This is a genomic window from Clostridium sp. MSTE9, assembly GCF_000277625.1.
Classification (GTDB): Bacteria; Bacillota; Clostridia; order Oscillospirales; family Acutalibacteraceae; genus Faecalispora; species Faecalispora jeddahensis.
In genome coordinates this window covers 75,100-84,819 of the sequence record NZ_AKFU01000022.1, presented here as the reverse complement: position 1 = coordinate 84,819, position 9,720 = coordinate 75,100, and the positions used below count along the sequence as shown (strand labels likewise).

The 9,720-nt window shown below is 46.0% G+C and carries 8 protein-coding genes; 3 read left to right on the top strand and 5 right to left on the bottom strand.

Annotated elements, in window-relative coordinates; all coding sequences use genetic code 11:
- On the top strand, window positions 1–290 hold a 290-nt coding region (locus HMPREF1141_RS05160; protein ID WP_009061788.1), incomplete at its 5' end, for a transposase.
- Between the two features lie 648 nt (window positions 291–938).
- On the opposite strand, the gene HMPREF1141_RS05155 is transcribed toward HMPREF1141_RS05160, so the two are convergent.
- Complete coding sequence (locus HMPREF1141_RS05155; RefSeq protein ID WP_035316582.1) at window positions 939–1,166, bottom strand: transposase; 228 nt, start codon at window positions 1,164–1,166, stop codon at window positions 939–941.
- Between the two features lie 588 nt (window positions 1,167–1,754).
- Window positions 1,755–3,146 carry an undecaprenyl-phosphate glucose phosphotransferase gene (locus tag HMPREF1141_RS05150; protein WP_009061777.1) on the bottom strand — a complete coding sequence of 464 codons (1,392 nt, stop codon included), beginning with the start codon at window positions 3,144–3,146 and terminating at the stop codon, window positions 1,755–1,757.
- Between the two features lie 231 nt (window positions 3,147–3,377).
- Here HMPREF1141_RS05150 and HMPREF1141_RS05145 point away from each other — a divergent pair, with 231 nt between their 5' ends.
- Both HMPREF1141_RS05145 and HMPREF1141_RS17775 read left to right on the top strand, forming a co-directional pair.
- Entirely contained in the window at window positions 3,378–5,285 is a 1,908-nt protein-coding gene (locus HMPREF1141_RS05145; RefSeq protein ID WP_009061701.1) for an O-antigen ligase family protein, read from the top strand.
- 47 nt (window positions 5,286–5,332) lie between these two features.
- Window positions 5,333–5,467 (top strand): hypothetical protein, encoded by a 135-nt coding sequence (locus tag HMPREF1141_RS17775; protein ID WP_009061714.1) that lies wholly within the window; start codon window positions 5,333–5,335, stop codon window positions 5,465–5,467.
- 217 nt (window positions 5,468–5,684) lie between these two features.
- Here HMPREF1141_RS17775 and HMPREF1141_RS05140 read toward each other — a convergent pair whose 3' ends face one another.
- From HMPREF1141_RS05140 to HMPREF1141_RS05130, 3 genes are all read right to left on the bottom strand, one after another.
- A complete protein-coding gene (locus HMPREF1141_RS05140; RefSeq protein WP_009061763.1) occupies window positions 5,685–6,299 on the bottom strand; it encodes a hypothetical protein in 615 nt (204 codons plus the stop codon).
- 307 nt (window positions 6,300–6,606) lie between these two features.
- The gene (locus HMPREF1141_RS16830) at window positions 6,607–8,424 is read right to left on the bottom strand and encodes a serine hydrolase (protein WP_009061635.1); all 1,818 of its coding nucleotides are present in this window, start codon (window positions 8,422–8,424) and stop codon (window positions 6,607–6,609) included.
- Complete coding sequence (locus HMPREF1141_RS05130) at window positions 8,421–9,665, bottom strand: competence/damage-inducible protein A (RefSeq protein WP_009061757.1); 1,245 nt, start codon at window positions 9,663–9,665, stop codon at window positions 8,421–8,423. Before HMPREF1141_RS05130 ends, HMPREF1141_RS16830 begins: the two co-directional genes overlap by 4 nt.
- Window positions 9,666–9,720: the final 55 nt, after the last annotated feature.

Below are 9,720 nucleotides of genomic sequence, written 5' to 3'. Positions count from 1 at the left end.
AATTTACTCATAACCTGTGCCTGGATGCCGGGTATACCGGCTCAAAAGACAAGGTTGAAAAAAGAGGCTATATCGCGCATATCCGTCCCCGATCTGAGGAAAAACAGGAGCTCTTGCGGAATCCCGATTTTAAAGCCCGGCGCTGGGTAGTAGAGGTTACGCATTCGTTCTTCAACCGTTTCCGCAAATTGCTGGTTCGTTTTGAAAAGAAAGCTGCAAACTACCTTGGTCTTCTGCATTTTGCCTGTGCAATTATTGTCTGGCGTAAATTGATTCGAGTCCATATCTAATTTATGGATAGGCTCTTATTATGTAGCTTTTTTGCTCCCCGCTCCGCTGCGCCTGCCCCAATCCAGCATAGCGAAGCAGAAGCGCTCCCACCGTGTCAATGCTGTCTGTAACGGGTCGCCATTACAGATTACATTGACACAGTGAAATTTACTCTTATGCTCACCTGGATAATCTGGGGCTTTAAGTTATCCATAATGCCTTGCTTAAATTTGGGCGGTTACCACTGTGAAAGGCGTTTTTATCTGCTGCCAGTTGGTACGGCAGGCCACTTTAGAGGACGGCGTCAATTTCCGCTTTGCGCATCACCTCGATATGATCTTCAGATACTAGGTAGGAATCCTTGCTGGGAAACATGTCAATAACATCGCTTCTTCGACGAATTTTCTTGTTAAATCGTTTCGGCATGTTAGTTGGAAAATTTTACGGATGTCCGGTTCTGAAAACACACGGGGTCAGTCAATTCCACAGAAACTCGATCCCCTCTGGAAAACGCCTTTTGCATTGCCTCGACAGCCGTTCTACAAGTTCCCGGACCAGCTTGGCAGATGATGCCACCAAATCTTTTTCAGCTGCGCCGCGAAGGATTCTTTCTTCTTCTACGGCACGTGAACCAGGAGATTCCGCAGAAAATGCACTTTTCAGCACTGCTAGAAAGCACCAGAAAAGCTCTCACGAATGGCGGCAATCAGACCAATGTTCGCATCTAAAACCGCCCGTAACGGTGGTTTTAGACCGTGATTTAAAAGACTTTGAAATAGTTGCGAACGCCTCTCTTCTAATTCGTCCAGCATTGGTTCTACCGCAAGGATATCCCTGTGTCCTTGCTCATTGACCCTTAGATAACTATTACTACCATCTATAACAGGATCTTTCATGCAACACACCCGGCTACAAAATTTCTCTCCCTGTTCATTTGGTCTTTTTATTCTCTCACTGACTCGACTGCGTGAATGATTTTCATTTCTAAGCTACGGATCGGCTTCTCCATCTTCCGGAAGAATACGACCTAAATAAAAGCTTTCTGATAAACCTGAATCGGCGCTCCTCGCTGCGTTTATGTTCCGTTATAAAAAACGAGAAATATCTCCGTTTTCAGAGCTTTGGAACTATCAGGTACTTCATCTCTATCTACTGTCAAGTCTCTGGTCTGATAGCCACGGCGGTAATCACTGCAGGATAATTGTGAACATTCTTTTTCACGCCGACAACACCAAGATATCTCTACTTCCATGAGACAAGTAGAACTCTATTCCAGCAAGGATAGCATTGGATCCGGTTCCATCCTGCAGTTCAGTAGCCATTTCGCCAAATCTGTGCTATTCTTTTCCTGAATCTTTAAGTTTCGCTCGTTTTTAATATCTAGACATTATTCATTTGATCAGAGCCCCTTGATTTTCCTATGCATTTACGAAATTACGAATTTTATTGTACTCTATCTTTCTTCCGAAATATGAAATCGCGTTTTATATTTCTTCGCTGTTACTAATAAATCCTTTAAAAACAGTCAGAAATAGAATTTTAATATCAAGAAGGAAAGTCCAATTCTCTATGTAGTAAATGTCACATTTTATCCGTTCTTCGATGGATGTATCTCCACGCCAGCCATTTATCTGTGCCCAACCGGTGATCCCTGGTCGGACAAGATGTTTCAACATATAAAGTGGAATTTCGTCTCTGAACTTGTCTACAAAATAAGGACGTTCCGGCCGTGGTCCAACCAAACTCATTTCCCCTTTAAATACATTAATCAGCTGTGGAAGCTCATCAATACTGAACTTACGAATCAGCGTACCAAATTTGGTTCTTCGGTCATCATCTTTCGTTCCCCAGGTAGTCATGTCCGAACCATCGCTTTCCATTTTCATGGAACGAAATTTATACATGTAGAACTTTTTTTTACCTCTGCCAACCCGTTCCTGCTTATAAATAACCGGCCCCGGAGACGTCAACTTTACCCCGATCGTCGTAATGACCAAAATTGGAGAAATCAAAATTAATGCGACCAGGGAAACAATACAATCAAACACCCTTTTTGCAAAGCTATTGAGCATATTGTCTAAAGGAACCTTACGGATGTTGATCAGCGGTATACCTTCCACTTCATCAATATAAGGCTTTGCAGGGAGATATTTGGTATAAAAGGGAAGTAAATTAGATTTTATTCCAGCTTTTTCACAAGTCTCAATTAAACTTCCTAACTCAGAAAATTCATTCCACTCTAGCGAAATGATCACTTCATCAATACCTTTATTTTCTAGTAAAAGAGAGAGCATGGTAAAATCGCCTACATATTTTATTTTTCTACTGGAAACATCCCTTTTATCTGGACTAAGGTAGCCTACGAAATCATATCCCAATCCGCGATTAGATTGAACCTTATCATAAAATTCCGCCGACACTTCATTCCAACCGACAATAAGAAGATGCTTTAAATTATAGCCTTTTGCCCGCATGCGACGAAGAGACTTTCTTATGATAAAACGATTGATAATGGAAAGTGTTGTATTAACCATTCCAAAAATCAAGATTACCATACGCGATACATGTACTTCCTTTAGAAAAAACATTAGTACAAAAATAAAAATTATGCCAAAAAAATTGGCCTGAAAAACTTTACCTGTTTCCAAAAGAAATGACTTATGTCGAAAAGAATTATGAAGATCAAGATAATGATATAAAATGAAATAAATTGGGACTATATAAATCAATGCCTGAATGTAGTAATTTAGGCCAATATAGGATCCTTGGTAATTATGAAAATGGATAAAAAAAGCAAGAATCATAGAACCCGCACAAAGTACTGCGTCCATAATTGCAAAGATTATATTAAATAATTTCTGATTTTCTTTAATCATATTAATTCTCCAATGGAAATATTTTATGATCTTATTTGATTATAATTGTATAAGATTCGACCGAATAATACAACCCTTTCTTAATGACAGATTTCTCAAGATTGATCGCAGCGAAATCAAATGACCACACCAACATAAGACAATTATTTTTGCTCTGCGTTATGATCTTCTCACCATATCACGTTCTATTTTCATTTTTATGGGTTTTCCCATACGAAAGGTGTAGTGGAAATGTCTCCAAACGAAAAAAAGGCACCAACAGAAACATCACAAGCAGTCAATTCCCTGCCCTCAGGCGGCGCTTTAACGGGTATACCTGAAAAAAACCGGCTCTTTATCCCCGTGCTTTTAGCGATTATAGCCATCCCCCTTCTTGTCCATCTCATCATCATTGATGTGAACCCCGACGAGGTCCCTTTGATCGGCCTCGCAACTTATGGTGATTTTTTCTCTCAGTCAAAAGCGTTTCTTCTTTTAATAGTGATCCTTCTCATTCTTGTGTTTGGCGTACTCTTTCGTAAAACATTGTTCCGAAAAACAGATCGGATTCCCCTTGTTTACCTGATTGCTAGCGGTGTATTCATATTATTCACCCTGCTCTCTGCTGTGTTTTCGGAATACCGGTCTATCGCATTCTGGGGAGTACATGACCGCGCAGAAGGCGCTGTTATCCTCTGCTGCTACATCATTCTGTTTCTATATTCTTTTTCCGCTTACCGAACAGAAAAGGATACCCGGCATTTGATTATCGCTCTTGGAATTGCGATTGTTATTTCGTCGGTCATTGGTTTTTTTCAATACATTGGGCACGATCTTCTGTTTACTGACTTTGGTAAAGCCTTAGTGATTTCTCCTTGGGATTACGATAAAGTCACAAATTTAAGTTCTGTTTCTGAATCCGGTAGACTCTATGGTACTTTTTATCACTGGAATTATGCCGGTAGTTTTGCCGCAATTACTGTGCCAATCTTTTTAGTACTTGCTTTAAACGCCAAGTCCTGGCGCTCCAAAATAGTGCTTGGGTGCGTCACACTGATGGCACTTTGGATTTTAATCGGCAGCACTTCCAGAGCAGGGTTGATCGGCGTTGCTGTTGCTTTTATTTTTGGATTGATTGTTTTTGCAAAGATTATTATAAAACATTGGAAAGCCTCTCTCTCCTGTGTTGCGATAGTTTTAGTAGCAATTATTGGGCTTAATATTACTAGTAATGGACAACTTTTCGCTCGTATTCCCACGCTTTTCTCAGATATAGTTAGTGTTTTCCAGGACAGCGAGCAAACCGATTATCTCTCAAAACTTCCTGTAAAAGACGTTTCAGCGCAAAATAATACCGCAGTGATTGTAACCCAAAATAATGATGTGTTGAAGGTTACTTTAAATAAAGACTCTTTCGTGTTTAAAGATGGAAACGGGCAGGATGTGGTAATGGAGCAAAAGGATGGTGCTTACAGAACTACCGATAAACGATTCCAAAAATTCAGCTTCAATCTTGTAGCAATGGGCTTAAAAAGCAATTCATTAGGTCTCTCTGTCAATATTGATAATCAACCTCAATTCTTTTTCCGTATCGGTTCTGATCTCAAGCTTCAGCTTACCAATTCCACTGGCACAGTCGACATCGATTCTCTTGAGTCGCCGCCTTCCGTTGGTTTTGCTGGTAAAGAGCGTATTGGCTCTGCTCGCGGTTATATCTGGTCTCGCTCTATTCCCATGATCCCGGATAACTTATTGCTTGGTTCTGGTCCAGACACTTTTGTACTGAATTTCCCGCAGAATGATCTGCTGGGTAAATATTGGGCATATGGTACTACAAATATGTTAGTGGATAAACCTCATAATCTTTATCTGCAAATATTGTTAGGAGAAGGCGGCATCGCTTTGTTGGCATTCCTGACAATTGTCCTCCTTTATTTATTCGACAGCATTCGTTTATATGCACTAAAGAGAACATATCGCCCGAATGAGATATTGGCCTCTGCAGTTTGCCTCGGCGTGGTAGGCTATTTGGGAGCTGGGCTGTTTAATGATTCTGTTGTTAGCGTTGCGCCTGTTTTTTGGATACTTCTTGGTGTCGGTATTGCATTGAATCTGAAAAATCGCAAGGAGCAATTAAAAGATCTGCCCCAAAAATCTTAATTATTCTAATCTGTTTGACCAACGAAGCGGCTGATAGGAATTAAAAATTGTACTATCTTTTTTCAAACCTGTGCAAGCTGCGCGGGAACAGCAAGCTGGCGGACATCGCTCCCACAATGCTCAAAATTCTCGGCCTGCCGCAGCCGGCTGAAATGACGGGTGAAAGCATTATTGTGGATTGATCTGGGTTCTATTTTGAACACTGGAAATTTCCTCAAGAGAGAGTAAAAGAAACCATTATAAATCATCCACAGAAGTAAGTGGGTCATCCGCTTCATTTTTCGGAATTCATTGAACAGTATATCAAAGAACAGCAGGGGCACCCCCATTCTGGAGTGCCCCTGCTGTTCTTCTTATACGTTAATGTTGAAAAATTTGATTCAAAAGTCGCTTGAAGCCTCATGATAATATCTTATGAGCTGAAAGTACACAACTGTCTGGAGTGGAGGAATACATCGTCAGCCACAGCGTCGTTTTGCCGGTTTTTCTATTGGTGCGATAAATATTGATCTGTTGTACCTTGATCGTTTTGCTGACATAGAGCTGAAAGAAATCCTTTGTATTCGGCACTTTTGTCAGAGGGCTGACCTTTCCGACATTGCCGACAACACCCAGGTTAGCAGAAACCTTCACTTTTGGGGAATGCTCTGAAAAGCTGACGGAAGCGCTCACCTTCGGACCACCTTCATCGCTCCAGAAAAATCCCCCGCCAGAAGGAAATCGTGTACCACCTTTCGGCTGTTCCCCTGCATTTCCACCAATTGTAATATATTGAGTCTGAACGCATTTTGCGTCATAAATATCGTTGCGCCCGCTGAATGGGATTTGATTATAAAAAGACTGATCTATGGTTTGAGCATTCACCTGCCATGAATTGACCGAATCCAAAACACCCTGATTACTTGCTTTACTCCGGGCTGGGTTTTCTGTTTTCGCGGCATAAAATGAAAATGACATAGAACTGAATATCGCTGCCAGAGTGAGAACCCATGCAAAGAGTTTTCTCATTTTCAAAGTTCCCCTCCTGTCCATATAAATTCAGAAAAATACCTTTCTGAATCCAATTATATTGCAGCAGGATAATGGTGTCAATAAAAATATATTTATCTATAATTTATATAATGAAAGCTTTCCTGAACCTTCAAGAACTGCTCTGCATTTACATCCGTCAAGTCAATTCACAACAATAAAAAGAAACAGAAGGTACAGGTTTTCCCTGTACCCCTGTTTCTTTCTCTTTCTAAAATATATCTCTTAGGGTGCACTATCTCATACACACCTAACTCTTCATGGACTGAGAACGAAAGCGGTCTCTACCTGCTTATTCAGTAGCCTCCAAATCCAGCCGGCCGCTGGCCTTTGGCACAGCGATACGGCGCAGGTAGCCGGGCACACGTTCGCCGCTCAGGCGCTCTGTGAGAAGCCGCTCCATATTGCCGCCGGAATTCCCCAACAGACTCGCCAGCAGCTTCGAAGCGTTGTCGACAGACGGAATCTCCTGAAAACGGACCAAAATGCGTTCGCCGCTGAAAATGAATTTGATCACACGGGTATTCGGCGTTTCAAGGAAAGAGAGATACAGCTTTAACACCGGGCGGCCATCCTCGTCGCGGGTCAGGCGCGCCATGTTACCGGTAACGTAGACCTCTTCGTTAATGTTCAGCACACTTCGGCGCGGTTCGCCGTCCAGCCCTGCGCGGATGGTCTGATTTTCCTCTCCGTCCGAAAATTCGATCGTACAAAAATCCGGGGCGAACGCAAACGATACCCGCTGAATCGGCGGGAGAAAGCTGTCTTTTTCCACAGAGAAGATAAACGGCAGAATGGTGCCATATGAATTTTCCAGCTTATAAGAGCGCCCGTTGATCCATTTGGCGTCTGCACTGAGCTGCGGTACGGAACGCTGTGGAAACAGCGCCTGCTCGATCCGCTCCCGCAGCGTGCGCCGTCTGCGCACTGGAATCGTATCGGGAAACAGCGCAAGCGAAGCCTCCGTCTTTTTCAGCGCACGGGCGGCGCCCATATTCTCCGGCAGAGGGAACGCGGAAAAAGCCTCCTGATTGTCGAAATACTTCTGGATGATCTCGGCGCTTTTATCCACAAAAAGGCCATGGCTGCCGCTTGTGATCGCAATGACCGCATCGATCTGCGGGACCACCACCACATACTGGCCAAACACGCCGTTAAACTGGTAGGCCCCCGGAATCGGAAACTCCCACAGATGATAACCGTAGGCTGTTTCGTGCTCACCCATCAGGGTGCGCACTCCCATATCGGTGGATTCCGCAATCCATTGCTCCGAAAGCAGGCGGCGGGGTTCCCCGTCCACCGTCCACATTCCTTTCTGCAAATACACCTGGCCCAGCTTCGCCATATCCTCAGGCCGCAGAAACAGCCCCCAGCCGCCTTTTTCGATCCCCATCGGGCAGCGTTCCCACACCACATGGTCGATGCCCAGCGGCTCAAACAGGCGCGGCTGCAGATAATCCGTCAATCCCTCTCCTGTTTTCCGCTGGATCAGCGCGCTGAGAAGGTAGGAATTCATGCTGTTATACGTAAATTTTTCGCCCGGCTCATACGCGCAGTCCGACGTCAGGTAAGATTTTAGCCAGTCGCGCTCAAACACGCTGTTCGCCTCATTAAAGCGGATACCGGACGTCATGTTCAGCAGGTGGCGCACGGTGATCTGCTCCACCCTGTGCCGACGGAACGGCGGGGGCGGCATTTTATCGGAGAACAGCTCGGCAATCCGGTCATCAAGCGTGAACAAGCCCTCTTCGATTGCCATGCCTACCGCCATTGCGGTGACGGATTTGGAAAGCGAATACACCATCTGCGCGTAAATGCCGGAGTACGGTTTCCAGTTGGCCTGAGCGATCAGCTTACCGTGGCGCAGGATCACGATGCTGTGCACCTTGATTTCCGGGCACGCGTCGAGCTCACGGAGAAAACGCTCCAGATACGCCGAAGAGACCCCCTGGGCCTCCGGCGTAGAGCGCGGCAAAGGCTTGCGGGAAAGCCCGGCAGGATACCGGGGCTTTTCCGGAACAAATGGCACCGGTGAAAGGTGGCGCAGTTCACCGCGCATCCCCTTTCTCACCGCATCCACGGCCTTGAACTGCGCTCTCAGATCCATCATAAAGGAAGCTCCTCCAAGCGGCGGCGAACCATATCCAACGCAAAGGACGCCGCTGTGTATCTGTAATAGCTGCGGGGGCGGCGATGGCTGAACACCTTTACCTTGCGCACCACGGTGCCGTCTTTGTCACTGAGCCCCACGTAAATCAGCCCGATAGGCTTTTCCTCAGTACCGCCGTCCGGCCCGGCAATACCGGTGATACCGATACCGATGTCGCTGCCGGATTTTTTCCGCACACCCTCGGCCATCGCGGCCGCAACCTCTTCACTCACTGCGCCGTGCTTCTCCAGCAATTCCTCCGGCACGTCGAGCAGCAGCGTTTTGATCCGGTTGGCATAGGTGACTGCTCCCATCTCAAACACTTGGGAGGAGCCGGGAATATCGGTAATCCGCTTGGCAAGAAGTCCGCCGGAGCAGGACTCCGCCGTCGCGATCGTCATCTTTCTCTCACTGAGAAGGTTTACAGCGAGCTGCTCCAGACTGTCTACATTGATGCCGTACACGCAGTCGCCGATCCGCTCGCGGATGCGCTCCGCGACCGGCCGGCACATTTCCTCCGCCTTCTGTGCGTTTTCCGCCTTAGCGGTAACGCGTACGTACATTTCGCCCTCTTTGGCATAAGTGGCAACCGTGGGGTTCGAAGCGTCCGTCATGTCGGAGAGCATCTCCGCAACAGCGCCTTCACCCTGGCCAAACACATGCACATTCATGGAAAAAATGCTTGCGTTTTCACGCTTCATCAAAAACGGGATCCCGTAATTGTGCAGCATGGGAATCAGCTCTGACGGCGGGCCGGGGAACATCATGATGATCTTGCCCTCTTTGGTTTCCACCGCGCAGCCCGGCGCGGTGCCGCGGTCGTTCAGCAGAACGGTGGAGCCCTCCGGCAGCATCGCCTGCTTCATCTGGTTCTGACCCATGTATCTGCCGTTGAAGTGCTCCTTGAGGCGCTTCATGCTTTCTTCGTGCACGACAAGGGGTGCACCGGCGCATTCGGCAATCGTTTCCTTCGTCAGATCGTCCTCTGTCGGGCCAAGGCCCCCTGTGGTGATGACCAGATCGCTGCGCTTGAGCGCATGGGTGAGCGCCTCTTTCAAACGGCCGTTGTTATCGCCCACGGTACAGGAAAACATCATATCGATCCCCAGCTCGGACAAAGCCCGCGCTACATAGGAAGCATCGGTATTAATGACCTGGCCGAGCAGCAGCTCGGTTCCTACTGATATGATTTCCGCTTTCATAAAATTGGCATCTCCTTATTCTCCTGGATATAATATTGCGATTTCATCAAAAAAA

Bases quoted from the DNA above. Each gene is read 5' to 3' on its own strand.
- HMPREF1141_RS05155 (WP_035316582.1), bottom strand. From the start codon at position 1,166: ATGAAAGATCCTGTTATAGATGGTAGTAATAGTTATCTAAGGGTCAAT.
- HMPREF1141_RS05150 (WP_009061777.1), bottom strand. From the start codon at position 3,146: ATGATTAAAGAAAATCAGAAATTATTTAATATAATCTTTGCAATTATG.
- HMPREF1141_RS05145 (WP_009061701.1), top strand. From the start codon at position 3,378: ATGTCTCCAAACGAAAAAAAGGCACCAACAGAAACATCACAAGCAGTC.
- HMPREF1141_RS16830 (WP_009061635.1), bottom strand. From the start codon at position 8,424: ATGATGGATCTGAGAGCGCAGTTCAAGGCCGTGGATGCGGTGAGAAAG.
- HMPREF1141_RS05130 (WP_009061757.1), bottom strand. From the start codon at position 9,665: ATGAAAGCGGAAATCATATCAGTAGGAACCGAGCTGCTGCTCGGCCAG.